This window comes from Corynebacterium stercoris, assembly GCF_024160105.1.
GTDB lineage: Bacteria > Actinomycetota > Actinomycetes > Mycobacteriales > Mycobacteriaceae > Corynebacterium > Corynebacterium stercoris.
The window spans coordinates 37,182-62,882 of sequence record NZ_JAMFTQ010000005.1; the positions used below are offsets into that span (position 1 = coordinate 37,182).

24 protein-coding genes are annotated in these 25,701 nt (G+C 64.8%); 8 read left to right on the plus strand and 16 right to left on the minus strand.

Annotated elements, in window-relative coordinates:
* The first annotated feature begins 38 nt into the window (after positions 1–38).
* Entirely contained in the window at positions 39–1,202 is a 1,164-nt protein-coding gene (locus tag M5J20_RS05670; protein WP_253577580.1) for an NRAMP family divalent metal transporter, read from the plus strand.
* Positions 1,203–1,230: 28 nt separating this feature from the next.
* The gene (locus M5J20_RS05675; RefSeq protein WP_253577406.1) at positions 1,231–2,013 is read left to right on the plus strand and encodes a putative hydro-lyase; all 783 of its coding nucleotides are present in this window, start codon (positions 1,231–1,233) and stop codon (positions 2,011–2,013) included.
* Here the strand turns inward: M5J20_RS05675 and M5J20_RS05680 are convergent.
* Genes M5J20_RS05680 through M5J20_RS05690 form a run of 3 tightly spaced genes read right to left on the minus strand, consistent with a single transcriptional unit; the run spans position 2,010 to position 6,072 of the window.
* Positions 2,010–3,737: an acetyl/propionyl/methylcrotonyl-CoA carboxylase subunit alpha gene (locus M5J20_RS05680; RefSeq protein ID WP_253577408.1), complete on the minus strand. Its 1,728-nt coding sequence runs from the start codon at positions 3,735–3,737 to the stop codon at positions 2,010–2,012. The genes M5J20_RS05675 and M5J20_RS05680 overlap by 4 nt on opposite strands.
* Positions 3,738–3,763: 26 nt before the next feature.
* Positions 3,764–5,317 carry a 5-oxoprolinase subunit B/C family protein gene (locus M5J20_RS05685; protein WP_367614896.1) on the minus strand — a complete coding sequence of 518 codons (1,554 nt, stop codon included), beginning with the start codon at positions 5,315–5,317 and terminating at the stop codon, positions 3,764–3,766.
* Positions 5,314–6,072 carry a LamB/YcsF family protein gene (locus M5J20_RS05690; RefSeq protein WP_253577410.1) on the minus strand — a complete coding sequence of 253 codons (759 nt, stop codon included), beginning with the start codon at positions 6,070–6,072 and terminating at the stop codon, positions 5,314–5,316. The genes M5J20_RS05685 and M5J20_RS05690 overlap by 4 nt, the downstream gene beginning before the upstream one ends.
* A gap of 108 nt (positions 6,073–6,180) precedes the next feature.
* Between M5J20_RS05690 and M5J20_RS05695 the strand changes: the two genes are divergently transcribed.
* Both M5J20_RS05695 and ppk2 read left to right on the plus strand, forming a co-directional pair.
* Positions 6,181–6,789 (plus strand): hypothetical protein, encoded by a 609-nt coding sequence (locus M5J20_RS05695; protein ID WP_253577412.1) that lies wholly within the window; start codon positions 6,181–6,183, stop codon positions 6,787–6,789.
* Positions 6,790–6,832: 43 nt separating this feature from the next.
* Positions 6,833–7,684 (plus strand): polyphosphate kinase 2, encoded by an 852-nt coding sequence (ppk2, locus tag M5J20_RS05700; protein ID WP_253577413.1) that lies wholly within the window; start codon positions 6,833–6,835, stop codon positions 7,682–7,684.
* Here ppk2 and M5J20_RS05705 read toward each other — a convergent pair.
* From M5J20_RS05705 to M5J20_RS05715, 3 genes are read right to left on the minus strand one after another with little or no spacing between them, the layout of a single operon-like run.
* Complete coding sequence (locus M5J20_RS05705; RefSeq protein ID WP_253577584.1) at positions 7,681–8,253, minus strand: DNA-3-methyladenine glycosylase; 573 nt, start codon at positions 8,251–8,253, stop codon at positions 7,681–7,683. The two genes, ppk2 and M5J20_RS05705, sit on opposite strands and share 4 nt — an antisense overlap.
* On the minus strand, positions 8,250–9,041 hold the full coding sequence (locus M5J20_RS05710; RefSeq protein WP_253577416.1) for an HAD family hydrolase: 792 nt from the start codon (positions 9,039–9,041) through the stop codon (positions 8,250–8,252). The genes M5J20_RS05705 and M5J20_RS05710 overlap by 4 nt, the downstream gene beginning before the upstream one ends.
* Positions 9,042–9,060: 19 nt before the next feature.
* Positions 9,061–9,720: a biliverdin-producing heme oxygenase gene (locus M5J20_RS05715; protein ID WP_253577418.1), complete on the minus strand. Its 660-nt coding sequence runs from the start codon at positions 9,718–9,720 to the stop codon at positions 9,061–9,063.
* 106 nt (positions 9,721–9,826) lie between these two features.
* Here M5J20_RS05715 and M5J20_RS05720 point away from each other — a divergent pair, with 106 nt between their 5' ends.
* Together M5J20_RS05720 and M5J20_RS05725 are read left to right on the plus strand one after the other, a co-directional pair.
* Complete coding sequence (locus tag M5J20_RS05720) at positions 9,827–10,828, plus strand: 3-hydroxyisobutyryl-CoA hydrolase (protein ID WP_253577420.1); 1,002 nt, start codon at positions 9,827–9,829, stop codon at positions 10,826–10,828.
* A 170-nt stretch (positions 10,829–10,998) separates the two neighbouring features.
* On the plus strand, positions 10,999–12,390 hold the full coding sequence (locus tag M5J20_RS05725; RefSeq protein WP_253577586.1) for a glyceraldehyde-3-phosphate dehydrogenase: 1,392 nt from the start codon (positions 10,999–11,001) through the stop codon (positions 12,388–12,390).
* Here M5J20_RS05725 and M5J20_RS05730 read toward each other — a convergent pair.
* On the minus strand, positions 12,354–13,166 hold the full coding sequence (locus M5J20_RS05730) for an HtaA domain-containing protein (protein ID WP_253577422.1): 813 nt from the start codon (positions 13,164–13,166) through the stop codon (positions 12,354–12,356). The two genes, M5J20_RS05725 and M5J20_RS05730, sit on opposite strands and share 37 nt — an antisense overlap.
* A 132-nt stretch (positions 13,167–13,298) precedes the next feature.
* Here M5J20_RS05730 and M5J20_RS05735 point away from each other — a divergent pair, with 132 nt between their 5' ends.
* Positions 13,299–15,323, plus strand: coding sequence for an HtaA domain-containing protein (locus M5J20_RS05735; protein ID WP_253577424.1), 2,025 nt, complete (start codon positions 13,299–13,301; stop codon positions 15,321–15,323).
* Between the two features lie 124 nt (positions 15,324–15,447).
* Here the strand turns inward: M5J20_RS05735 and M5J20_RS05740 are convergent, their stop codons facing one another.
* The 6 genes from M5J20_RS05740 to M5J20_RS05765 form a co-directional block, all read right to left on the minus strand.
* Positions 15,448–16,485, minus strand: a complete 1,038-nt coding sequence (locus M5J20_RS05740) for an HtaA domain-containing protein (RefSeq protein ID WP_253577426.1) — start codon at positions 16,483–16,485, stop codon at positions 15,448–15,450.
* 96 nt (positions 16,486–16,581) lie between these two features.
* Positions 16,582–17,568, minus strand: coding sequence for an HtaA domain-containing protein (locus M5J20_RS05745; protein WP_253577428.1), 987 nt, complete (start codon positions 17,566–17,568; stop codon positions 16,582–16,584).
* Positions 17,569–17,578: 10 nt separating this feature from the next.
* Positions 17,579–18,394, minus strand: a complete 816-nt coding sequence (locus tag M5J20_RS05750; protein ID WP_253577430.1) for a heme ABC transporter ATP-binding protein — start codon at positions 18,392–18,394, stop codon at positions 17,579–17,581.
* Position 18,395: 1 nt separating this feature from the next.
* Positions 18,396–19,439, minus strand: coding sequence for a FecCD family ABC transporter permease (locus tag M5J20_RS05755; RefSeq protein ID WP_253577431.1), 1,044 nt, complete (start codon positions 19,437–19,439; stop codon positions 18,396–18,398).
* Positions 19,432–20,535 (minus strand): heme/hemin ABC transporter substrate-binding protein, encoded by a 1,104-nt coding sequence (locus M5J20_RS05760; RefSeq protein ID WP_253577433.1) that lies wholly within the window; start codon positions 20,533–20,535, stop codon positions 19,432–19,434. Before M5J20_RS05760 ends, M5J20_RS05755 begins: the two co-directional genes overlap by 8 nt.
* 15 nt (positions 20,536–20,550) lie before the next feature.
* Positions 20,551–22,464: an HtaA domain-containing protein gene (locus tag M5J20_RS05765; RefSeq protein ID WP_253577435.1), complete on the minus strand. Its 1,914-nt coding sequence runs from the start codon at positions 22,462–22,464 to the stop codon at positions 20,551–20,553.
* Between the two features lie 91 nt (positions 22,465–22,555).
* On the opposite strand from M5J20_RS05765, the gene M5J20_RS05770 reads away from it, so the two are divergent.
* Positions 22,556–23,098 carry a hypothetical protein gene (locus M5J20_RS05770; protein WP_253577437.1) on the plus strand — a complete coding sequence of 181 codons (543 nt, stop codon included), beginning with the start codon at positions 22,556–22,558 and terminating at the stop codon, positions 23,096–23,098.
* Here M5J20_RS05770 and M5J20_RS05775 read toward each other — a convergent pair.
* The 3 genes from M5J20_RS05775 to M5J20_RS05785 all read right to left on the minus strand — a co-directional run bounded on the left by M5J20_RS05775 (position 23,079) and on the right by M5J20_RS05785 (position 25,682).
* Complete coding sequence (locus tag M5J20_RS05775; RefSeq protein ID WP_253577439.1) at positions 23,079–24,215, minus strand: glycosyltransferase family 4 protein; 1,137 nt, start codon at positions 24,213–24,215, stop codon at positions 23,079–23,081. The genes M5J20_RS05770 and M5J20_RS05775 overlap by 20 nt on opposite strands.
* Positions 24,215–25,411, minus strand: a complete 1,197-nt coding sequence (locus M5J20_RS05780) for an NAD-dependent epimerase/dehydratase family protein (protein ID WP_253577441.1) — start codon at positions 25,409–25,411, stop codon at positions 24,215–24,217. Before M5J20_RS05780 ends, M5J20_RS05775 begins: the two co-directional genes overlap by 1 nt.
* An 82-nt stretch (positions 25,412–25,493) precedes the next feature.
* Entirely contained in the window at positions 25,494–25,682 is a 189-nt protein-coding gene (locus M5J20_RS05785; RefSeq protein WP_253577442.1) for a hypothetical protein, read from the minus strand.
* Positions 25,683–25,701 lie beyond the last annotated feature (19 nt).

Below are 25,701 nucleotides of genomic sequence, written 5' to 3' on the forward strand. Positions count from 1 at the left end.
CGCCAATGCCGGCAACTGCGCCGCGCGGCATCGGACCCATGGTTGGCGCCGTGTTCCTGATGGCGACCTCGGCCATCGGCCCGGGCTTCCTCACCCAAACGTCCGTCTTCACCGTCAGGATGGGCGCCGCGTTCGCGTTCGCGATCCTGCTGTCGATCCTGGTAGACATCGCCATTCAGCTCAACGTGTGGCGCATCCTCGGTGTCACCCAGCTGCGCGCGAGCGAGCTCGCGAACAAGATCGTCCCAGGTCTGGGTTGGTTCCTCGCAGTCCTCGTTGCTGCGGGCGGTTTGGTGTTCAACATCGGCAATATCGCAGGTACCGGGCTGGGTCTGAATGCGCTTGCCGGTGTGAACCCGAAGATCGGCGGCGCAATTTCGGCCGCTATTGCGATCTTTGTGTTCTTGTCCCGCCGTGCCGGAGTAGCGCTCGACCGGATCGTGGGCGTGCTCGGCGCGATCATGATCCTTCTGATGCTCTACGTCGCCATTGTGTCGAACCCTCCGGTGGGTGAGGCCCTGAAGCAGACGGTCCTTCCGGATGATGTCGATTTCAAGGTGATCACCACCTTGATCGGCGGCACCGTTGGCGGCTACATCGTGTTTGCTGGCGTGCACCGTTTGATCGACGCGGGCGCAGCAGGTCCTGAGAACATCAAGAGCATCACCAATTCGGCCGTTACCGGCATCATCGTCACCGGCATCATGCGAGTGCTCCTCTTCCTCGCAGTGCTGGGCGTGGTTTCTACCGGTGTTGCGTTGTCTAAGGACAACACCGCCGCCGATGTCTTCTTCAACGCCGCTGGTGAGATCGGTCTGCGAATCTTCGGCCTCGTGTTGTGGGCAGCTGGCCTGTCCTCCGTGATTGGCGCGTCCTTCACCTCTGTGTCGTTTTTGACCAAGCAGGGCTACGACGAGAAGAAGCGCGGCTGGATCACGGTTGGATTCATCCTGATCTCCGCCGTCATCTACCTCTTCATCGGCTCCGCACCGCAAAAACTGCTCATTTTCGCGGGCGCATTCAATGGCCTGATCCTTCCCATCACGTTCGCGATCATTCTTTACGCCGCTTGGCGCCGCAAGGATCTGCTGGGCGACTACAAACACCCCACCTGGATGCTCATCATCGGTGCGCTGGTGCTGGTGCTGACCTTCGTGATGGGCGGTATCGCGCTCTTTGGCCTGAAGGCACTCTTGGCATAGCGCTGAGTGCGGCCGTAGCCTTGAAGGCATGTCTGCCGCCACTATGACCCCACGCGAAGCCCGCGCGTTGTTCCGCCACGAAAATGTGGCAACAACCGCGGGCTTTTCCGCTGGTTACGCCCAAGCCAACCTGATCGCGCTGCCCAGCCGCTACGCGTTCGACTTCCTGCTTTTCGCGCAGCGCAACCCAAAGCCGTGCCCGCTGCTCGGGGTGCTCGAGGCCGGGCAGACCAGCTCGGCGCTCCTGGCGGGCGGCGATATCCGCACCGATATCCCTGCGTACCGCGTGTATAAGCACGGCGAGCTGGTCGCGGAAACCACGGATGCCACCGAGTACTGGGAAGAGGACATGGTGTCCTTCATCATCGGCTGCTCATTCACCTTCGAGCAGGCACTCTTAGATAACGGGGTGCCCGTGGCGCACATCGAGCAGGGGCGCAACGTGCCCATGTACGTGACCAACATTGACTGCGAGCCCGCGGGTGTGTTCGCGGGCAAGATGGTGGTTTCCATGCGCCCCATCCCCGCTGCGCAGGTGGCAGATGCTGTCCGCGTCACCTCGCGTTACCCCGCGGTGCACGGCGCGCCGATTCACGTGGGGGAGCCAGGCGCGATCGGCATTCAAGACCTCGCCGCCCCCGATTTCGGCGAGGCCGTGGACATCCCCGCAGGCATCGTCCCGGTGTTCTGGGCCTGCGGCGTGACTCCGCAATCAGTGGCCATGCACTCCAAGCCCGAGCTGGCGATCTGCCACGCGCCGGGCAAGATGCTGGTCACCGACGCGCGGGATCTCGCCTACCAGGTGCCCTAAGAGATCGTCGCGAGCGTAGCGTTCGCCTTCACGCGCTCGCCCTGCTTGGCCACGATGGAGATCTGACCGCCACGCGGCGCCTTGACGGTGGATTCCATCTTCATGGCCTCGATCGTGGCCACCGGGTCGCCCTTGGCCACGTTGTCGCCGTCAGCAACGAGCCACTGCACCACGGTCGCCTCGTACTTGGTGGTCACGGCACCAGCTACGTCACCGCCGGCGGCGGGGGCGCTTTCAGCGCCCTGCGTGCCGACGCCCGCCCCAAGCAGCGCCACCGGGAATCCAATCTGGTGCAGCTTGCCGTCGATCTCCACGACAACGTTCGTGCGCTCCTCGTAAACGTGCTCGATGTCCACGGCGCCGTGGTTGCGGGACGGGGTGTAGTTCTTGTCCACCCAGTCCGTGTACACGTCGAGGGAGTCGCCGCGCAGCTCGGAGGAGCGAATCATGTCGAGGTGGAACGGCAGCACCGTGCGCACGCCGCGGATGTCGAACTCGCTGAGTGCCTGTTCCGCGCGGCGGATCGCGGCGTCGCGGTCCGGACCCCACACGATGAGCTTCGCCATGAGCGAGTCGTAGTAGGCGGGGATGGTGGTGCCGGTCTTCACACCGCTGTCGACGCGGATGCCGGGGCCGGTGGGAACGTCGAAGCGCGTGATGGTGCCGGGGGAGGGGGCGAACCCGTTCACGACATCTTCGCAGTTGATGCGGAACTCGAATGCGTGGCCGTCAAGCTGCGGATCCTGGCCCGCGAAGGAGAGCGGCTGGCCGTCCGCGATGCGGAACTGCTCGGCGATGATGTCAACGCCGCTCACAACCTCGGTGACGGGGTGCTCCACCTGCACGCGGGTGTTCACCTCGAGGAAGGACACGGTGCCGTCCTCGGAGACGATGTATTCCACCGTGCCCGCGGAGACGTAGCCTGCCTTCGCGCAGATGTCTCGCGCACCGTTCTCAATGGCTTCGCGCTGCGCATCGGTGAGGAACGGCGCCGGTGCCTCTTCGATGAGCTTCTGGAAACGGCGCTGCGTGGAGCAGTCGCGAGTGCCCAGCACGGCGACGTTACCGTGGGTGTCCGCCAGCACCTGCGCCTCAACGTGGCGCGGGTTGGTCAGGAACTTCTCCACGTAGCACTCGCCGCGGCCGAAGGCTTCCTTTGCTTCGCGGCCGGCGGACGCGAAACCCTCCTCGATATCGGCCTCGTCAAACACGACCTTCAAGCCGCGGCCGCCGCCGCCAAACGCGGCCTTAATCGCGATCGGCATGCCGTGCTCCTCGGCAAAGTCGCGCGCCTCCTCCCAGGTTGAGAGCGGCTCCGGAGTGCCCGGTGCGAGCGGCGCGCCCACCTCAACCGCAAGTGCGCGGGCGGAGAGCTTGTCTCCCAAAAGCTCGATGGATTCCGGCGAGGGGCCGATCCAGGTCAGGCCCGCGTCTTGGACGGTGCGGGCGAAGTCGGCGTTTTCGGAAAGAAAGCCATACCCCGGGTGAAGGCAGTCGGCGCCCGCGCGGTGCGCGATGTCGATGAGGGCCGGGATGTTCATGTACGTCTCGGCGGAGGTTTTACCTGGCAGGAGGTAGGCCTCATCCGCCACCAAGGTGTGGGGCGCGCCAGTGTCCGGCTCGGAGTAGACGGCGATGGAGCGGATGCCCAGCTGGCGTGCGGTGTGGGCGATGCGGACGGCGATTTCGCCGCGGTTCGCAATCAGTACGGCGTTGAGTGTCATTGTGCTGTCTTTCTGTTGGCGGCTGGCTAGGCAGAGGGGTCGAAGCGTTCGAAGCGGATGGTTCCGCCCGGCGGGAGTTGTGCGGCGATGTCGACATCTTCATTGATCACGGTGGCGATCACGGGGTACCCACCGGTCACCGCGTGGTCGCGGAGGAAAAGCACCGGCTGGCCATTCGGCGGGATCTGCACTGAGCCGGCCACCATGCCTTCGCTGGGGAGTTCGCCCTCGCGGGCGCGCTCGAGGGGTTCCGCGCTTTCGAGGCGAAGCCCGACGCGGTTCGAGTCGGAGGTGACTGCGAACTCGGTGTTCAGGAAGCGTTCGACAGTTGCGGCATCGAACCAATCGTCGCGAGGCCCGAGCACGCAGCGCACGGTGCCCGTCGTTTTCCCGTTCTCGTGGGTGACGCGCAGCGGGTTGCTGAGCAGCGAATTCGCGCTATCCGGGGGTGTCAGCGCCATTGCGATCCTGTCGCCCGCCTGAATCGGGTCCGGACCGAGGCCGGAAAGCATGTCGGTGGCGGCGGAATCCAGCTCGGTGTCGGCGATGAGTCCGCCTCGCACGGCGATGTAGGTGCGCATGCCGAGCGTTGCCGGTGCGACGACGAGCTCGGCGCCCGCTGGGACGATCGTCGGCGTCGCGAGGAGCACGGGCCGGCCGTTGATCGTCACTTTCGCCTCCGCGCCGGTGATGCACACGACCGTCTCGGCGAGCGCGGTCAGAGCGCAACCGCCGATGTTTTCCAGAAGCGTCGCGTTGCGCTTGTTGCCCACGGCGGCGTTTGCGGTGCGTGCCGACGCTCGGTCCGCCGAACCCGACGTGGTCACACCCAGATTGGCGTTCCCCTGCCGGCCAAGGTCCTGGTACAACGTCTGCAAACCGGGGTCATCGACGGAAAAGATCGGGCGGCGCGCGGGCCGCTCGAGGTGGCGGTGGTAGGTTTCGGCACCGTCGGCAAGCGTATCGACGGCCGTGTATCGCACTCGATCCCCGGGGGCGACCAGCGCGGGCGGGTGCTTGGAGGAGTCCCACATCGGCGCGCTGGAGCGGCCGATCAGCTGCCATCCGCCAGGGGAGGTCCGGGGGTAAATTGCGGAGAATTCGCCCGCCAGTGCCACGGAGCCGGCGGGGACCTCAGTGCGTGGCGACGTTAGGCGCGGCACGCTGAGCGCGCGTTCCGGCGATTCCGGCACGCAGTAGGTGAAACCCGGGGCGAAGCCGCCGAATGCCGCTGTCCACGTGGTCGATGTGTGCCAATCGATGAGGCTATCGACGCTCATCTTCAAATGTTCAGCCAGCGATTCGAGATCGGCACCGTCGTAAAGCACCTCGATGGTGATGTCGCGCGGTGCGGTGCGCTGCGCATGCTCGGGCCGGAACTGTTCCAGGGCGCGCGCTGCCTGCGCGGTAGCCGCCGGGGCATCGAAGGTGATGAGGACGGTGCGCGCGGCGGCGACAACATCCGTCTGGCGGTCGAGCGGGTTCGCGCTCAGCGCCGCGTGCCAGTCCATGACGGATTCGAGGTCGGGCAGGTCGACCATGAGTGCGCGCGACCCGACGCGCTTGATCTGCGCCGTCACAGGAAGCTCCGAATCTCCACGCCTTCAGCGGCGAGGCGAGCGACAACGCTGCGCGTCATCTCGACCGAACCGGGGGAGTCTCCGTGCACGCACACGGACTCCGCGCGCACGTCAACCTTGGTGCCGTCGATCGCGGTGACGGAGCCGGTGGTTGCCACCTGCAGCACGCGCTGGGCGACAGCTTCTGGGTCGTGCATGACGGCGTTCGGCTCGCGGCGGGACACGAGCGTGCCATCCGGGTTGTACCCGCGGTCGGCGAACGCCTCGCGGATGACGCGCAGGCCAGCCTGCTCCGCAATGTCAACGGCAATCCCGCCGGGCAGCAGCATCAGCGGAAGGTCAGGGCTGTACGCCTTCACGCCGTCGACCACCGCGCGGGCATGCGCCTCGTGGTGGACGATGGTGTTGTACAGTGCGCCGTGCGGCTTGACGTAGCTGACCTTGGTGCCGTTCGCGCGGGCGAGCGCGTCCAGGGCACCGATTTGGTAAAGGATTTCATCCGCCAGCTCACCCGGTGTGTAATCCACGAAGCGGCGGCCGAACGCTGCCGGGTCGTTGTAGGCGGGGTGCGCGCCGACGGTCACGCCCGCGCGCGCAGCGTCTGCGAGCGTGCCAGCGATGGAGTGGGGGTCACCTGCGTGGAAGCCGGTGGCCACGTTTGCGCTGGAGACCATGCCCAGCATCGCGGCATCATCCGCAACCGGGTTGCCCGCGGTGGTTTCGCCGAGATCGGCGTTGAGATCAATTGCGTACATAGTCCTGTTATACCGCCGTAGTGACCTATCCCACGCCGAATGGGCGGGAGTTATTTCGGCCCGGCGCGTCGCAGCGACAGATGAGACAGATGTGACACAATCGCACGTATGTGGACTAACGGACATAATCGCCGCGGTGCTGTCGTGATCGCCGCAGCTCTCGCGCTCGGCGCTACCGCCGCCCCCGCATCAGCGCAGGGTGCCAGCTTGGACTTTGGCAACCTCTCTTCCCACGCGAATTTCCCCCTTCCGCAGGTGCCGCCTATTGACGTGCCGCGCGGCCTGGTTGACGGCGCGAAGAAGGTCGGCATCACCCTGCCGGAGCGAATCACTTTTGGGTGGGACGTCAGCGATAACCCGCCGTCCCTGGTGTCGGAGGAGTACTTGGTGGCGGAATCCGATAAGCAGCTGACCAAGGAGGGCCACCGCAAGGACCCGGAGGCGCAGGCGATCGCGGAGGCGTGGGCGCAGCAGGCTGTGCGCGGTGAGGCCACGTTCACCGGCGATGTCGGCCGCGGCACCACCGGCACTGAGAAGGGCAAGGGCCAGATTTACAAACTCGACCCGCAGCAGGCGGCGGAGCGCGTCACCTTCCTGCAAAGGGACGAAGTGATCGAGGCGGTGGAAACCACGCCGACGAAGGATCCGAAGCGCTACGGCGTGGCAGCCACCCGCGACGGGGAGACGATTTACCTGGTGGAGTACTTCCTGAACTAGCCGCTGGCGGTGCCTCCCGGTCGATCCGTTACGGTTGGGAGGTATGAGCGAGAAGAAACCCCCGAAGCTGTCGCGCAAGGCCTACGAAAAGGAGCTCCTGCGGCTCCAGGCGGAACTTGTGGCCATGCAGCAGTGGGTCGTGGAAACCGGCGCCCGCTTGGTCATCATCATGGAGGGCCGCGATGCCGCAGGTAAGGGTTCCGCGATCAAGCGCATCACCCAGTACATGAACCCCCGCACCTGCCGCATTGAGGCGCTGCCGAAGCCAACCGAGCGCGAGCAGGGCCAGTGGTATTTCCAGCGTTACGTGGAAAAGCTGCCGGCCGCGGGCGAGATCGTCATCTTTGACCGCTCCTGGTACAACCGCGCCGGTGTCGAGCGCGTCATGGGCTTTTGTACCTCTCAGGAGTACCGCCGCTTCCTCCACCAGGCCCCGATCTTCGAGCGCCTGCTTGTTGAGGACGGCATCATGCTGCGCAAGTACTGGTTCTCGGTGTCCGATGAGGAGCAGTACAACCGCTTCGTCTCCCGCCGCGAGGATCCGCTGCGCCAGTGGAAGCTTTCGCCGATGGATCTTGAATCCATCACCAAGTGGGAGGAATACTCCCGCGCGAAGGATGAGATGTTCATCCACACCGACATCCCGTCCGCGCCGTGGTACACGGTCGAGAGCGAGGACAAGAAGCGTTCCCGCATCAATGTGATCTCCCACCTCCTCTCGACAATCCCGTACGAGCACGTCAAGCCGGATCTGCCGGAGATCCCGCCGCGCCCGGAGATTACGGATTACACCCGCCCGCCTCGCGAGGAGTTCCGCTACGTGCCCGACGCCGCCGCGAAACTCGAGCTAGATGCCGACCCCAAGAAGAAGCACAAGAAGAACAAGAAGCATTAGCTTTTCGACGCTCGTGGGTACCCACGCGGCGTCGAAACCGTGCGATTGCCCGGGATCCAGAACCGCAGCGGGGCACTAGCGTTCTTCGAAATGCCGATGCGCGGCCCCGCCACCCATTCCGGCTCCGCGTCTCTCGGCGTGAGTGCGACCGGGGTGCCGTTATCCGGCAAGGTCAGACCCAGCGCCTGGCCCAAGTTCCCGGGCCCGCGGGCGAGGTTTTCAAAAGGAATGAGCGCGTGATCCGCCCGCTGCCTGCGCTCGCGGGCCAGCTCCTCGCCGGCCACAACTTCGCCGCCGCGCATGAGGCAGCCTTGGCCGTCGCCCTCCGGCGCGCACACGATGTTGCCGTTGTGGTGGATGCCGTAGGAGAAGTACACGTACAGCCGCCCGGGCGGGCCGAACATGGTCGCGTTGCGGGCGGTTTTCCCGTTGAATGTGTGCGCCGCCGCGTCCGCCGCGCCGAGGTACGCCTCCACCTCCGTGAGCCGGATACTCACACCGTGCATGGTGATCACGCAACCCAGAAGTTGCGGCGCAACGACGTCGGCAGGCAGGGAGAAGTCGATCACAGCCACGCCTTGAGCTTTTCGACGGCAGCTTCATCCGCGTTCGTGCCCACAACCTCATCCGCGATCGCTTTGAGGTCGTCGTGGGCGTTGCCCATCGCCACGGCGTAGCCGGCTGCGTTGAGCATGCCGTAGTCGTTGAGGTAGTCGCCGATGGCGGCGGTGGCTTGGTGGTCGATCGAGAGAGCGTCGGCAAGCGAAAGCAGCGCAACACCCTTGTCCGCCTCTGGGTGCATGATGTCCAGCCAGTGCTTCGAGCTCACCAGCGCGCGCAGCTCGGGCACGAGGGACTCGACCCACGGCAGCGCGTCGGCCTCAGCGTCGGACGCGACGTAGAGGGCGATCTTGATGACGTCGTTCAGCGGCGCCTCTGTCAGCGACGCGAAGGTTTCGCGCGAGTGGTAGTACTTGGCGATCTCCTCGTCGATCTCCGCGGGCAGATCGTCGCGCGTGTAGCAGACCGACGGCGCGCACACCACGACGTACGCGGTGAACGGCGCGTCCTCGAGCGCGGCGACCAAGCGGGCGACCGGCGCTTCGTCCATCGGCGTGGTGGAGACAATCTCCCCCTTATGCCACACTGCGGCACCGTTTTCCGCGATGAATGTGTCCGGTTCGTCGCGCTCAAACATTGACCGCAACGTTGCAAGTTGGCGACCAGAGGCGGGGGCGACGACGAGGCCGGCAGAGCGGGCGTCGGCAAGCACTTGCCAAAAGCTCTCCGGAACAGTGCCGGTGGGGGTGAGCAGTGTGCCGTCCATGTCGAGGGCGACGAGTTTGGGGGAAGTCACACCGGCCAGGGTAGCGCCGCTACCCGGCAGCGCGGTCGAGGGAGCGGAACACGCCCATGTTCAGACCGAAAGCGCGCTTGGCGGTCTCGATGAGCGCGGTGGTCTCGTCTTCCGTCAGCGCCATCTCATCCAGCGCAGCCTTGTACGCCTTGCGGTACGGCGGAATCTTGCCGATCTCGGCGAAGTCGTAGAAGTGCAGCGCCTCGTCCTCGAGGCCGTAGTGCTGCGCGAACACGCGGGCCAGCACCTGGCCGCCGGAGATGTCGCCCAGGTAGCGCACGTAGTGGTGGGCGATCACGGCGGGGCCGTCCTCCGCGCCGAGAGCGTTCAGCTCCGCCACGTACTCCTCGGTCGCCTCCGTCGCCGCCGCGTGCTCGCGCCAGTCTGCGCCGAGGAGGGCGGCGAGGTCCGCCTCCAGAGCGGGGACGCGCTCCAGGCGCGGGTCTGCGACGAGCGCCACAGCCGGGTGGGAGGACGCGCGGCGTACCGCTGCCTCGAGCGCCGTGTAGATGTGCCAGTACTGGACGGTGAGCCGGGTTACGTCGTCCTTGCTCAGCTCGCCGTGCGCGAGGCCCGCCATGAAGCGGGAGTTCTCTGCCTGGTCGTGCGCTGCGGCGGTGTGCGCCTTCAGCGCTTCGGAAAGCTGCTGGCTGGCCGGTTTCGTCAGAGTCTCAGTCATACTTCATAGGGTATAGGCAAGGCTGGCCTAAGTTCAATCCTCCTAAAGGTGGACAGTGTGCAGAATATTAGGCACGCGCCGCCGTGTGATGTGGAACACTGGGCGCATGACTGAAGCAACTGCGACGAATGAACAGCTCGTGATCGCGGAGGTGCGCGGCACCACCGGCGTGCTTACCCTCAACCGCCCCAAGGCGCTGAACTCCCTGAACTACGACATGATCAAGGTGATCGACCAAGCCGTGCGCGCATGGGCCGAGGACGATGCCGTGGAGCAGGTGGTCATCCACTCCAACTCGAAGCACTTCTGCTCCGGCGGCGACGTCAAGACCGCTCGCCAGCTCATCCTCGACGGCGACGAAGCGCATTGCGACGAGTTCTTCGCCGTGGAGTACGAGATGAACAACTTCATCGCCGACTTTCCGAAGCCCTACGTTGCGCTCGTTTCCGGCGTGAACATGGGCGGCGGCATGGGTGTCTCCGCGCACGGCTCCCACTTCGTCGTCGCCGAGGGCGCGTTTGCCTCGATGCCGGAGATGAACATCGGCTACATCACGGACGTGGGCATGAGCTGGACTCTGCAGAACCTGCCGAAGCACCCCTCGACCAACCTGGGCAAATTCCTCGGGCTCACCGGCTACCGCCTCACCCCCGACGACATGCTCGCGCTCGGCCTGGCCACGCACAAGGTGGGGAGCTTGGAGGGGCTCGTCGACCGCATCGTGGAGGAAGGCCTGGGCGTGCTCGACGAGGTCGCGCTTGAGGCGGGGGAGAGCGAGCTCGCCCGCTGGTTCGACGAGATCGAGGCGACGTTCGGCGGGTCCTGGGAGGAGATCCAGGCGCGTCTCGACGGCGACTTCAAGACCTTCGTCGACGAGCTCACCGCCAAGGCATCCCCGTCCGCGCTGGTCGCGGCCGCCGAGCTGTTCGAGGCCAACGCCAACCAGGATCTCACCGGGGCGCTGGAGAACGAGCGGGTGCTCGGCGAGCTCGTGCGCCGCGAGCCGGACTTCGCCGAGGGCGTGCGTGCCGTGCTGGTGGATAAGGACCAGTCGCCGACGTTTGAGCCGCAGCCGGACGCAGCGAAGTACCGCAAGGTGCTGCGTTAGGGGTAACCCCGAGCCGGGAAAGTCGGCCCGCGGGGCGGTTGCGGACGATAGACTTGGGGGTGACCTATGGGCTGTTATTGCCCCCGAGTCTCACATTGTTAAGGAGCGACGTGACCGAGACCACCAACCCCCGCGACGACTGGAACCACAAGCTTGAGCTTGCGCAGGAGATGCTGCCGCTGATCAGCCGCCTGCACCGCGAGCACAACGCGGTGACCTCGATCTACGGCCGCCTCCTCGTCGGCGTGACGGACATTGACATCATCAAGGCGCACCGCTACGCCCGCCGCATCGAGGAGAAGGAGCTGCCGCTCGACGAGACGCTGCCGATCCTCAAGGAGCTCGTCGAGATGGATCTCGGCACCGCCTCCATTGACCTCGGCCGCCTCGCGCGCGAGTACCGCAAGTCCGAGGGCCAGGACCTGCGCGCCTTCCTGGAGCAGGAGCTTGCCGACGTTGTCGGCACCTCCTCCGAGCTCGAAGCCCGCGACGTGGTCCTCTACGGCTTCGGCCGCATCGGCCGCCTGCTCGCCCGCATCCTGATCGCCCGCGAGGCGACCTACGGCGGCGTGCGCCTGCGTGCTGTCGTCGTGCGCAAGAAGGGCGACGAGGACATTGTCAAGCGCGCCTCCCTCCTGCGCCGCGACTCCGTCCACGGTGCGTTCAACGGCACCATCACCGTCGACCGCGACAACGACATCATCTGGGCAAACGGCACCCCGATCCAGATGATCTACGCCAACAACCCGTCTGAGATCGACTACACCCAGTACGGCATCGACAACGCCATCGTTGTCGACAACACCGGCGCTTGGCGCGACCGCGACGGCTTGTCGCGCCACCTCGAGGCCAAGGGTGTTGACCGCGTGCTGCTCACCGCGCCGGGCAAGGGCGACATCCCGAACATTGTCTACGGCATCAACCAGGACATGATCGGCGACAACCGCGTGCTCTCCGCCGCATCCTGCACCACCAACGGCATCACCCCGGTGCTGAAGGTGATCAATGACCGTTATGGCGTGGTTCACGGCCACGTGGAGACCGTCCACTCCTACACCAACGACCAGAACCTGGCCGACAACTTCCACAAGGGCCCGCGCCGCGGCCGCGCCGCCGGCCTGAACATGGTGCTCACCGAGACCGGTGCAGCCAAGGCCGTATCCAAGGCGCTGCCGGAGTTCGCCGGCAAGCTCACCGGCAACGCCATTCGTGTGCCGACGCCGGATGTTTCCATGGCTGTGATCAACCTCGAGCTGGAGACCGAGGTGGAGAAGGAAGAGGTCAACAACTTCCTGCGTCGCGTGTCCACGGACTCTGAGCTGCGCCAGCAGATCGACTACATCAACTCCCCGGAGGTCGTATCCACTGACCTGCTCGGCTCCACCCACGCTGGTGTTGTCGACGGCCTGGCCACCATCGCCACCGGCAAGCACCTGGTGCTCTACGTCTGGTACGACAACGAGTACGGCTACTCCAACCAGGTCGTGCGCGTGGTCGAGGAGATCGCGGGCGTGCGCCCGAAGATCTACCCGGCGCGTAAGGAGCCGAGCGAGATCAAGTAATTCGCTCCGAGCACGGCGAGTACTGCAAGCAGGGCACCAGCGATGCCGATCGTCTTCGCGTCGGCGGCTGCGCTGCCCTGCGCTTTGAATTTCTGCTCTTCGTGAGGTGCCGGGGTGGGTGCTCCACCCTCGGGGTGGAACTCAAGGGCGATGTTCAAGCGGCCGTCGTCAAGCGTTGTGCCCTCGCTGTAGTTGAGAAGCGACGCGGCACCACCGGCGGCGAGTGTGGGGGTCACCTCCGCCGTGTAACCGTCGTCCGCTGCGGCGGTGATGGGGCGGGGGAGGGTGAAGGTTGCCAACGCGGCGTCGTCAGCGATTTTGCGCTCGGCCCGGGCGCCCGGAAGGCCGCCCTCAACGATGTAGTCGGCTGTCAAGGTGGCCTGTGTTGAGCCGGTGACGAGGATCTTGAGATCGTCGTAACGCAAGTTCAGGCCCCACGTCCCGCCCTTGCCCAAGCCAGCGTGGCCGTAGAAGTGCAACGAGCCTTCGAGATCGATAACGGTGCGGTCCTGGCCGACGACGGTGCCTTGCGGGTTAACCGGGAACTCGAAATTGGTCACCTTGCCTTTGGCATCGGTGATCGCCTTCGTGCCGTTCGCGGTATGGATTTCGCCGCCGGCGATGCCTTGGACATAACGCAGGAACGATGCCTTGATCGGCCATGTGACGGACCCTGCGACATCAGTCAAGACGGGAGTTTTTGCGTTGGCGACGGGGGTAAGAAATGCGGAAGCTGCCACTGCGACGGCGGTGCTGAACGACGTGAATTTCCTCATACGAGATAGGTTAGCCTGCGATTACTTACTGTGCCCTTATTTTCGCGAAAACTTGATGGCTACCCCCTATGGTAAGGCTCGCCTCAATATGCTTAGCTTAAGCTTACCTGTAGCCTACTAGGAGGGAACTTCATGAGAACTAGGAAGTTGTTTGTGAGCGCAGCCACCTTCGCGCTCGTTGCCGGCGCCGTGCCCGTGCCATCCGCAATCGCGGCCGAAGCGTTGCCGAACATTCAGGACGCGCGGCTTGATTGGAACCTGAAGCGGTCATTCAGCAACTACATCACTGGCATGATCGCCCACGGCAAGGTTGAAATCGGTGAGCCTGCAGACATCGACAACTTCGGCGGCTTTTTGGTGCACAATCCGCCGAATCACAAATGGCAGCCGCGAGAAGCGCCCCTCAAGTACGGCTTTAAATTCAACCCGGATAATTCCCAGCTCGATGCAAACGGCAATGGCGTGCTGGCGTTCGACGGTTCGGTGCGCTGGACCGGCCACAAGAGCTTCGCCCCGCCTGGCCAGGATTATGGCTTGGACATCCAGTTTTCGGACGTAAAGGTCAAGGTGGAGGGCACCAGCGGCAAGCTTTTGGTCGACTACTGGGTGCGCGGCAGCAACATCAGGGGGAACCAGGAAGCTCTCGACGAGAAGGGCGACGACGCAGTCTTTGCGACGTTCACGTTGCCTAACCCGGTGAAACCGTCGGCAGGGGGAAGCTTCAACACCTCCCCCGATGGTGTCACGAAGGACAGCGGCATTGAAACCACGCTCACCGATGAAGGCGCGAACAAAGTGATGATCGGCTTCTACGAAGCCAAGCAGTACGATGACGCGCTCTTCGACTTGAAGGTTGACTTTGAGTCCCAGGAATCCATGTCCGACCGTGAGAGCGCGGCGAAGGCGGCTGCTGACGATGTCGCGCGTGCGGAAGCTGCAGTAGATGCCGCCAAGGGCGAGATCGCGAAGATTAAGGACGCAGAGAAGAGGTCTGAACTGCAGGCGAAGCTCGATGCGTCGGCAAGCAAGCTCGAGACCCTGCGAACAGCTGCCGTAGCCGTGAAGCAAGCACGCACCGGTGAGCAGGCGAAGGTATCCGCGGCAGACGTGAAAAAATCTGCTGATGCGGAGGTCGCGGCAATTGACGAAGTCAAGGTTGCCGCTATTGAAACCGTGAAAGCGGAAGGCGATGCCGCAGCAGCTGAAGCTGGCGCACTCACCGCGGCGAAGCAGACTGCCGCCGAACGTGCCGAGCGTGCCGAGAAGGCTGTTGCGCAGGCCAAGTCGGAGGCTGAAAAAGTCAAGGATGAGGCGAAGAAGGCCGCGTTGATGAAGCGGCTGGAAGAAGCGGAGAAGGAAGCCTCGAACGCCCGCGCCGCCTCTGATCGGGCGCAGGCTGCTGCTACCTCTGCCGAAGCCAACGCCGAGGCACAAGCTGCAAAGGTGGCAGCCGATAGGGCAATCGCGACCGCTGAGGCCGCAGAGCAAGAAGCCGAAGATGCCGCTAAGGCAGAGCGGGCAGAGCAGCAGCAGGCCGCTGCTGCCGCGAAGCAGGCAGTCGACAGCGCTGAGTCTGAGATCATTGCGGCGAAGACCGCCGTGGAGGCGGCAAAGCAGGCTGCCGCAAACCCCAAGGATCCCGCCAACAAGCCCCAACTCACCGAGAAGCTCAAGGAGGCCGAAGAGGCTCAGAAGGTGGCCGAGGAAGAGCTGGCGAAGGCGAAGGCCGCGACGGACAACGCAAAGAAACAGGAGCTTGCCGGTGCAGCCAAGAGCGCGGCCTCCAATGCAGTCGCTGCAGCGAACGCAGTGAAGGAGCTAGCTGCAAAGCCTAAGCCGGAGACCAAGCCCAACCCGGAGACCAAGCCCAACCCGGAGACCAAGCCCAACCCGGAGACCAAGCCCAACCCGGAGACCAAGCCCAACCCGGAGACCAAGCCCAACCCGGAGACCAAGCCCAACCCGGAGACCAAGCCGAGCCCGCCGGCAGGTACGACTGATGCCGCTGCTCTCGAGACCGGCCTGACCGTGTTGGCCATTATCTCCAGCATTGCTGGCGTCCTCGCTGTTGCGGGTGCAGCCATTGTCAGCTTCGCTCCCGCGCTGATCCCGGCACCTGTTGCAGCGCTCTTGAAGAGTGTCGGTATCGCTATTTAGTCGCGAACCGTAACTCCACAAAAGAGGGGACCGCCTACAAGGCGGCCCCCTCTTTTTTACGGGCCAAAACAGGACACAAAAACCGGTCCTGACGCAATTTCGGGACCGGTCTGAGGGGAGAAGATTAGTGCTTCATCCCCTGCATGATCTGCGGCAGCCATTGCTGGCCGACGAAAGCAAGTGCGCCACCGAACGCAAGGAGGCTGACCAGCGTAATAATCACCGGCACGATGATCTTGGTGTTACCGATGTCGTTGTTGCCGGAGGAACCTTCTGGCGTGTTCGGCTGAGTTGGCTGCGCCGAGGTCGTCGCAGGCGTGCTGCTTTCGCTCGGGGCCGGCTTCGAGGAAGACGGCTGGGCGGAAGAGCTCGGCGCCGACTTCGTGGAAGACGGCGCTGCGGGAGCACTCGGGGCCGGCTTCTGCAATTCCTTGAAGTCGATCTTGAGATCGAGAAGAGCGTCAGTGTATTCCTCAGCTTTGTAGAAGCCGATCATGACCTTCTTGGCGCCCTCTTCGGTGAGGGTCGTCTTGATGCCGCTGTCCCTGGTGACTCCGCCTGGAGAGGTGGTGAAGGATCCGCCTGCGGTCGGCTTGATCGGCTCAGGAAGCGTGAAAGTCGCGAAAACGGCGTCGTCGCCGCGCTCGTTCAGAGCGCTCTGGTCGCCGGTGATGTTGGTGCCGCGTACGACATAGTCCAAGCTGATTTTGCCGGCAGTGCCATCGACGTGGACCTTGACATCGGAGAACTGGACATCGAGACCATGGTCTTGACCTTCAGGGGCGAACGCCTTGTGGCCGGTCCACCGGACAGAACCATCGAACGCCAGCACACCCTTGCCGTTGGCATCCAGGTTGGAACGCTGCGGGTCAAGCTTGAAGCCGTACTTCAGCGGCGCTTCGTCTCGCTGAAAATTCTGGCTAGGCGGTTTGTGCTCGAGGAAGCCCTTGAAGTTCGTGGTATCGGCGGGGGCGTTGACCGTCACCTTGCCCTTAGCGATCGGGCCGGTGACGTAGTTGCTGAATGACCGCTTCAGGTTCCAGTCCAGGCGACCGCTCGCAATCCCCGGAACCTCCGTCGCCGCAGAAGCCTGCGGAGCAACCACAGCGCCGCCCAGCAGGGCGAGGGCGGTGACCGGAGCGAGCAGTTGGTGTGTTCTCATAAATCCTCCTTAAAGGAACTAGGTAAACCTCACCTAATTATGGTAGTGCTAACCTATCTCACAGGCAAGGGGGATTCCCCGCAAAGGTGGCGCCCATTATTTGGGCAGCCTGGGCTTTAAGAAGCGCTCGAACGCGAATTTGCTGAATCCGGAAAGAACGCCCAGCAAACCGAACGCCGCAATAGCCAATGTCACGCCGGTGGTAATGCGTTCTGCTGGCGAACCCTTGTCCGTTGAGCTGAGTTCTTTCCAGGTGGGGCCGCTCTGCGGAACCGGCACAGGGACACAAGTTGTCGTTGTCGGGGCCGGGGCCGGGGTCGCCGCGGGAGGCGCGGGCACGCTCTGGCCGCTGCCGGCAAAAGAAACGGTCAGGTCGAAGAGTGCGTCGTCGTACTCGATGGGCTCGTAGAACCCGATCATCACCTTCTTCGCGCCTTCCTCCGTAATCGTCGTCGTCGCGCCGCTGCCCTTCGTAATCCCGTCGGGGGAGGTGTTGTAGGTTTTTCCGGCGGCCGGGGTGATCGGCTCGCTGAGAGTGAAGGTGGCGAAGACGGCATCGTCGCCGCGCTCGTTCAGGGCGCTCTGGTCGCCGGTGATGTTTGTGCCGCGGACCCAGTAATCCACCGAAATCTTGCCCGCGGTGCCATCGACGTGCACCTTGACGTCGGAGAATTGGATGTCCAGGCCGTATTCCTGACCCTGCGGGGCGTAGGCCTTGTGGCCGGTCCACCTCACCGCGCCGTCGAACGCCAGCACGCCCTTGCCCCCGGCATCGAGCGTCGAGTTGGCCGGGTTGAATGCGAACCCGTACTTCAAGGAAGCGTCGTCAGGCTGGAAGCGCTGGGATGGCGGGTTGTGCTCGAGGAAGCCTCCGAAGTGCTGCACATTCGCGGGGGAGACGACCTCGATCTTGCCCTTGGCAATCGGCCCCGTGATGTAGCTGGAAAACGTGCGCTTGAGGTTCCAATTCAAGCTCGCGGCATCGATGGCGGGGACCGTCGCAGCGTGCGTGGCGGGGGTAGCAACCATGCCTGCCGCCAGCACGAAGACCGCGGCGGCGCTGGCGGAACGGATCTGGGACATACTTTTCTCCTTAGGTGCGGACGGGGAAGAGGAGGTCGCGTGCGCGGGCGCCGAGCGCGTCGGCATCGGTGCGCGCGGGGGACACGTGGATGGCGCCGCCGTGGCGGCGGACCTCGAGGGGGTACTCGTACACCGCGGAGAGCGTCTCGCTGGTGAACACTTGCTCAACGGGGCCGCTGGCTGCCACCCGGCCGTGGTTCAGGCAGGTCACCCGGTCGCAGTAATTGGCGGCAGCGTTCAAGTCGTGCAGCACGACGACGACGGTGCTGCCGCTGCGCGCGGCCTGCCGGATGAGCCCGAGTGCCCGCTCCTGGTGCTTCACGTCCAACGCCGCCGTAGGCTCGTCGAAGAATACCACCGGGGTGGTTTGGGCGAGCACGCGGGACATGGCCACGCGGGCGCGCTCGCCGCCCGACAGCGTCACGATTTCGCGCCCAGCCAGGTGGGACACGCCGGTCGCATCGAGGGCGGCATCGATGATTGCGTCGTTCACCTCCGGGCTCGTGATGCCTTCCCACGGGGAGCGGCCCATCGCCACCACATCGCGCACGAGAAACGCGAAGGAGACGGACACGTCCTGCAACATCACAGCGCGTTTCCTCGCCATTTCCTTCGGCTTCGTGTGCCGCGGCTCCACGCCGCCGATCTGCAAGACGCCGGACGCAACCGGGATGTCGCCGGACAACGCAGCCAGGAGCGTCGACTTGCCTGCGCCGTTCGGCCCGATCAGGCCGGTGACGGTGCCCGGTGCGGCGTGGAAGGAGACGTCGGAAAGCAGTTCAGCGTCGCCGATCCGGACTGTTATGTTGTGCGCTTCCACCGTCATGTCAGTGCACCCCCTTGCGCATCATCTGGCGCAGCAGAATGAAGAACGTCGGCCCGCCGACCAGCGCCGTGAAAATGCCGATGGGCATGTCCGCGTAGGCGATGAGGTTGCGCGCCACCACGTCCGCAACCGCGATCAGCGCCGCTCCGCCCAGCGCGGAAGCGGGGATGAGCACGCTATTCGACGGTCCGACTACAGTGCGGATGATGTGGGGAATCACAAGTCCCACGAACCCGATGAGGCCGGCGTAGGAGACAGCGCCAGCGGTGAGCAAGGTTGCGAGCAGTACACTGACGGTGCGCAGCTGCTGCACGTTGACACCGACGTGGGTCGCGGCGGATTCGCCTAGCGCCAGCAAGTCGAGCTTGCGGCCGAGGAACAGCGCGCACGCGATGCCGAACACCGCGATGCAGGCGACCGGCGTCACGTGCTTCCACTGCGCGCCGGCGAGGGTACCCATCTGCCAGAAGATGATCTGCTCACGGGCGGTGGAGGGTGCGAGAAAGACGAGGAAGGAGATGGCCGCGCCGGCGACCGCGTTGACCGCGATGCCCACCAGGATGAGGTTGACCACGGCGGTCTTGCCCCGGTGCCGCGCCAGCGTCCACACGAGGATAGTGGTGGCGACACCGGCGACGAAGGCCCCGAGGGGAATGGTCATGGTGCCGGCGAAACTCGCCCCGCTGACGATGAAGACAGCCGCGCCGACGCCGGCGCCCGAGGTCACCCCCATCACCGAGGGCTCAGCGAGCGGGTTGGCGAAAACCGCCTGCATGAGGGCACCGCCCACGCCGAGCGCAGCGCCGACGAGGATGCCTAGCACCAGGCGCGGGATGCGCACCTGCCAGATGACGGAAGCGTCCATGCCGTCGACGCCAAGCGGCCCGCCGGCGAGGATCCGCGGCAGGTCGCCGAGGCGCACGGTGTACTGGCCGACGCTCAAGGACACGACAAACGTTGCCGCAAGCAGGACGATGAGGCCGATGAACAGCGCGATGCGCCGCCGGTGCCGCCGCGCGAACGCCTGGTTTGAGCGGTTAACCATTCGCGCGCTGCTCGCTCTTCGTGTCCACCGAACCGGTGTATGCGTCCTCGCCGTAGAGCAGCTTCGCGGCGCGCAGCAGCAGCTCGCCGGTCTGCGGCCCGAAGGCCAGCGAGTCGCCGTCGTTCATGGTGATGGCCCGCTGGTTCTGGCCAGCAATCGTCTGCGCCACACCCGGCCGCTGCAGCAGGCCCTCGATGCCGCCGGCGGATTCGAGGCCCTTTGTCATGAGCACGAACATCTCCGGGTTGAGCTCGGCGAGCGCCTCCGGGCTCGCGGGCTTGAGGTCGGTGATGCCCGCCTCAGCCGCCATGTCGCGGCCGCCGAGCGCGGTGATCAGGCTCGTGGATCCGTAATCGTCGCCGATGATGTAGAAAATGCCGCCGGTGCCGCGGAGGTAGAGAAACGCCATGCGCAGCGGCTCGGCCGGCTTGATCTCGTCGATGACGGCGAGTGCCTCCTCGACCTCGCGCACACTGCGCTCGGCGAGCTTCTCGCCCTCCTCGGGGAGGCCGACCACCGACGCGACTAGGCGGATGTCGTCGCCGATGGTCTCCAGGGAGCGCTTGGGGGACATCATGACGGTGGTGATGCCCGCGTTGCGGATCTGCTCGATCACCTCCGGCGGGCCCACCGACTCATCGACAATCACCAGCGTCGGATTCAGCTCGAGGATGGCTTCCGCGTTGAGGTTGTGCCCGCCGACGGTGACCACGGGCCGGTCCGCCAGCGACGGCTCGGTGCTCGACACCGTCCTGCCGACGATATTCTCGTTCAGCCCGAGGCCGGTCAGGGTCTTGGTGTAGGTGCCGTACAGGTCAAGCGCCAGGATGCGGGAAACATCCGTGACCTCCACGTCGAAGCCCTTCGCGTCCACCAGCGAGACCGGGAGGGCTGGTTTCGGGTTCTCGGTCACAGGTTCAACGTCGGCAAGCGAAGGCACAGTTTTCACGCCCTGCGCCGCGCGCGGATCGACCTGGCCCGCCTCGGTGCGCAACTCGCTCGCGAGCTCCGCATTCACATTCGACGTGCCGTCCCAGCTCGCGCACCCGCCCAGGGTGAGCGCGCAGGCGAGCACGGCTGCTACTAGACGCCTCATTGCGGTGGAAGCTCCTTAGATGCTCGGGGCCTTGCGGCCGAAGTTGATGACGCTGCCGCCGCTGATCATCAGCGACGCAAGCAGCGCGAGTACCGACGGCACACTGTTGCCGTCGAGGTTCATGCCCGACGGCGATGCGCCGGAGGACTTGATGTGGAACTGGCTTTCGCCGTCTCCGGACTTTTCCTGGAACCCTCCGAGGGAAGAGTTGTCGCCCAAGCCCTGGGCGGTGCTTTCCGTGGCTGCCGCGCCAGGCGCAGCACCTGCGCGCAGCGCCGCGGCGGCGTCGGAGGGGCTGCTTTTGCCCTGCGCGTCGCCTGTCGACGCTCCGCCCTGCCCCTGCGCGCAGTTCGGCGCGCCGCTGAGGTTGACGGTGAAATCGATCGGATCGAGCGGGTCGCCGGCGGGGTAGAAGTTGGCGAAGGCTTCGGCGCCCACCGGCGTGAGACTCGTGGTCGCGGAGCCGGAAACGGACGAATCGGACACGTTCAGCGAGGTGAACATCAGATTCGCCATCGCGACGCGGCCGTAGTCGCCGGGGTTGCCTTCTACGTCGTTCGATGTGACATCCATGACCAAAAGGCCGGAGTTGCCCTTGAACTGCACTTCGATGTTGGAGAAGCGGGTCTCCAGAATGCCCTTGTGGCCGTAGAATTCGATGGTGCCGGGGAAGAGGATCGAGCCTTCCTTCGTCTGCGGGTTCACGGCACCGCCCTGCGCCTTGAAACGATACTGGCCGTCGGAGTACCCGACGTTGTTGGAGAGGTTCCAGCCGCCCTTCGCGATCTGCCCCTGGATGTACGCGCGGAAGGTGGAGCGCACGCCCCATGCGAAGTCGCCGCTGGTGACGCCTTTCGACGAAGGAGCGGAGCAGATGTCGTTCGAGACCGCCTGCGCCGCGGGGGCGGACCAGGCCGATGCCGACTGGCCGGTGCTCGCCGCGCGGTTCGCAGCGGGTGCTCCCCCAGAAGCGATCGCCCCGGGTAGTGCTGGTGCAGCGGCGCCGCCAGTCACGCCAGCGCCGCCGCCAGAGGTTGCCGCTGTGGCGAACTCGCTGGTATAAGCCGTGCCGCTCGCGCTCGGGGCGGCTGCCTGGGTGGGTGCTCCCCACACCCGGTCGTAGAACTGGCCGGAGTTGTCCATGAGCTTCTCGGTGTTGTCGATCAGCCCGTTGACTTCGATGAGCGTGTCGTTGACCTGGCCTAGCAGTCTCGCGGCACCTTCGGTGGCGTTCGAGCGGGGTGCTGCGCCTGTCGCAGCACCAGTACCAGTACCCGCGCCAGCGCCCATCTTCAACGAGAGGTTGAGCGGGGAGAGGGGCTCGCCGGCGGGGTAGAAGTCGGCGAAAATCTTGCTCGCGCCCTCCGGCGAGACTTTCGTTTCGCCGGAGAGCTGCACGGTGTCCTTTGTAAAGTCCGGCGCAGCGGAAAACGCGACGGTGGCGAGGACGGCGTCTTTGCCGGTGAACAGCGGGCCGACGTTTCCGGGAACGCCGGTGTTCTCGCGGCTTTCATAGTCCACACGGATCTCGCCGCTCGTGCCGTTGACCACCAACTTCATGTTGGTGAGCTTGAGGTCCAGGGTGCCCTTGTGGCCGTAGAAGCGGATGCCGCCGTTGAAGGAGATGGTGCCGGCGCTCGCGCCGGTGATCGCGGAGTTGCCGGCGGGGATGCTGAACACGCCGTTGTTCAGAGTGATCCCGCCGGTCGTCTGCACCTCGCCCTGAGCCACGGGGCCGACGATGTACTTCATGAAGGAATCGCGGATCGACCAATTCAGCTGGCCGGACTGCACCGAACGGTTGGCTTGGGCCTGCGCTGCGGGGGCTGCGATCAGCTCGAATCCCAGCGAGCCGCCGGCAGCCACAAGCGCCCCGGCGAGTGTGAGTGCGGCAATCCTGTGGACTTGGCGATTGGCAGCTTCCCGCATGTTGTGCGCTCCCTCTAGAATTCCATAAAGATTAGGCTACACTAATTTAGCAATGGCTTAGTTTAGAGCACAAGCAGGAGGAGGAAAGTCGATGCGCGACAAGATGGGTGAGGCGTTCGCCATGCTCTACCCGGACGTGGATCCGGGAACGCCGCTGCCCCCGTCAACCTGGGAGCGCGCCGCTATCGCAGTGAGTTCCGGCGTGCTGTTCTTCGGTGTGGCGGCCGGCAATCTCATCGTCGCCGGGGTCGGCCTGTTTATGGTCCTGGCGGCAACGATCATGCCCACCCAGCGCACCGACCGGCGCGTGCGCAACGAGGCGCGCTCCCGCTTCCCGCAGATGGAATGGGCGGAAAAGCAGGTCTCCCGCCAGTATGAATCGACGACGGTAATCGGCGTGACGTGGGCGGCCATCGCGATTGTGGCGGTTCTCGCGCTGTTGCTCGTCCCCGCCAAATTCAGCCTCGTCGCTGCGGGCGTCTGCGGCGTCGCCGCGGCGGCCATCATGTGGTTTGTCCCGGGCATCCATCCGTCCCGGCAGCCGGAGATTGCAGTCTACGAAAACGGGGACGATTCCCTCGATGTCTTACGCGACACCGAGGAAACCGCGACGTTTAGCCGCGTCGAGCAATAGCCTTCTCGTACACCTCGACCACAGCTTCGGTCGAGGTGTGCCAGTTCCAGCGCAACGCCTCGTCGCGGGCGGCGTGGGCCATGCGGGTGTGTAACCCATCGTCGGCAAGCAATTGCTCTAGGCGCGCAGCCCACACGGTCTCCGGTTCTGCGGGGTCGACGAGGAAGCCCGTCTCGCCGTCGGCGACGACGAAGGGCAAGCCGCCCGCGTTCGCCGCCACCACCGGCACGCCCGAAGCGAATGCCTCGAGTGCCGCGAATCCCAAGGTCTCCGTGGTGGAGGGGAAGAGGAGCGCGTCGCCGGAAGCGTAGGCTGCGTGCAGCTCGGCACCGGAGAGGTAGCCGGTGAACGTGATCCACTCGCGGTCGAAGCGGCGCTGCATCTCCTCGAATTGCGGGCCCGCGCCGATGAGCGCGAGGCGGGCGTCGGGGATGCGCTGGCGCAGCGCCTCCATGATCGGCAGCGTGCGCTCGACGGACTTCTCCGCGGAAATGCGGCCGACGAAGATTACCAACGGCGCCTCAGGGTGCCCACCGGTGAGACGTTCGCGCATCTCGCTTGAGCGCGCATCCGGCGTGAAGCTCACCGTGTCCACTGCCTTCGGCCACAGCTCCACGTTCTCGATCCCGTACTGCGCGGCCTTTTCCATCATCGGCCCCGACGTAACCAGGTTGTACTCGCACGCACCGTGGAACGTGCGTAGGCCCCACTCCGAAATCGGCTTTACCCATGGAATGCCCAGGTTGAGGCAGTATTCGGGGATGTCGGTGTGGAACGAACCCACGACGGGGAGGCCCTGCCGCGCCGCGATCAGCGTCGACCACCCAGCCGTCCAGATCGGGTTCACCGCATGCACCACGTCCGGCTCGAACTGCGCAAGCCGCCGCGGCAACTTGGGGCCGAGCAGGCCGAACTTAATCTCGGGGTAGACGGGCCGCAAGCTTAACGACGGCAACTTCACCACCTCAAAGCCCGCATACTCTGCGGGAGCATCGCCGGTGGCAAAGATCAAGACCTCATGGCCCATCTCCGCCAGCTGGTCGAGGTGGCGCGTGGTACGGGTGACAACGCCGTCGATCTTGGGCAGGAAGACCTCGGTGAGCAGCGCGACGCGCACTACTTCTCGCCCTCCGGCACACCCTCGTGTTGCTGCTTCGTCCACAGGGAACGCGCCGGGATCTTGGAGCGGTCCACGCGGTCGGCGTACTTGCGGGCCACGTCCTCCACCTCTTCGAGCAGGCCCTCGGCGAGGAAGGTCGGCTCGAGGCCGAGGCCGATGAAAGTATCGTTGGCTACGTGGAGCTCGTTCTCGGCGGCCTCGTTGCGGGGGTTCGGCACCATCTGCACCTCCGCACCAGAGATCTGGGCGATGAGGTTTGCCAGGTCGCGGACGCGGTGGGTTTCCGTCATTTGGTTGATGATCATGACTCGCTCACCCTTCGCCGGCGGATTCTCCACCGCCAGCTGGATGCACTTCGCCATGTCGCGGATGTGGATGAATGCGCGGGTCTGACCGCCGGTGTCGTGCACCGTCATCGGGTAGCCAACGGCGGCCTGCATGAGGAAGCGGTTGAGCACGGTGCCGTAGTCGCCGTCGTAGTCGAAGCGGTTGATCAGGCGCTCATCCCGCTCAGTTTGCGGCGTGTGGGTGCCCCAGATGATGCCCTGGTGCAGGTCAGTGATGCGCAGCTGGTCGTTCTTGGCAAAGTAGGCGAACATGTTCTGGTCTAGCACCTTGGTCATGTGGTAGACCGAGCCCGGGTTGGTGGGGTAGAGGATCTGCTGCTCCACAATGCCGTTTTCGCCGGCATCCACCTGCACGTCCAGGTAGCCCTCCGGGATCTGCATGCCAGCCGTGCCGTAGCCGTACACGCCCATGGTGCCCAGGTGCACGATGTGGATGTCCAGGCCAGACTCCACCACGGCGACCAGCAGGTTGTGGGTGGCGTTGACGTTGTTGTCCACCGTGTAGCGCTTAGTGCGGTGGTTCTTCATGGAGTACGGCGCGGCGCGCTGCTCGGCGAAGTGGATAATCGTGTCCGGCTGGTACTCGGTGATGAAGGAGTAGAGGCTCTCGTAGTCCTGGGCGACATCGATGTTCTGGAAGCCGATCTCCTTGCCGGAGACTTCCTTCCAGGCAGCGAGGCGGTCCTCGATGGAGGCGATCGGGGTCAGCGACTCAGCACCGAGCTCCTCATCGATCTTGCGGCGGGAGAGGTTGTCCACGATGACCACGTCGTGGCCAATATCCGACAGGTGCAGCGATGCGGGCCAGCCACAGAATCCATCCCCACCCAGTACTGCAATTTTCACGTGAACGCTCCAAGCTCCAAACGACAACAAACTTCCCGAATACGTTACCTGCGCACGCGCACCTCCGCCGGACAAGCGACGTTTAGAAGACCAACATCAATGCGCGCACGAGGGAATCCCACAGACCTGTCACCGAATAGGTCAGGTCGGTCACTGACTGCTGCCACGACGTAGGGAACCACTGCGTGGCCTGCTCGGTCCATGCGAGCCAGCGCACGTCCTGGGCGCCGAGGTGGAAGTTGACGTTCAATGTCGAGCTCAAAGGTGTCATAGTGGCAATGCTAGGCGCA